Origin of the sequence: Mycobacterium sp. UM_11 (genome assembly GCF_001414075.1) — a bacterium.
Classification (GTDB): domain Bacteria; phylum Actinomycetota; class Actinomycetes; order Mycobacteriales; family Mycobacteriaceae; genus Mycobacterium.
In genome coordinates this window covers 1-239 of the sequence record NZ_LATC01000296.1, presented here as the reverse complement: position 1 = coordinate 239, position 239 = coordinate 1, and the positions used below count along the sequence as shown (strand labels likewise).

Annotated in this window: 1 protein-coding gene; it reads right to left on the bottom strand. The window is 69.9% G+C overall.

From position 1 onward, the window contains the following. On the bottom strand, positions 1–239 hold a 239-nt coding region (locus WU80_RS26255), incomplete at both ends, for a hypothetical protein (RefSeq protein WP_197281375.1).

Below are 239 nucleotides of genomic sequence, written 5' to 3'. Positions count from 1 at the left end.
GGTGGGGGCGCGGTAGTGATCGGCATCGGCATAGTCGGGTGGGGGTAGGGCGCGGGTGTCGAGTTTGCCGTTGAGGGTGGTGGGCAAGGCATCGAGGGTGACGATGGCGGTGGGCACCATGAACCCGGGAAGCCGCTCGGCCAGAGCCGACCGCGCGGTGGTGGGATCGACCGTGCCGGGGGCACTTTCGACGACGTAGCCGGTGAGGCGTTTGTCGCCGGGGCGGTCTTCGCGCACGA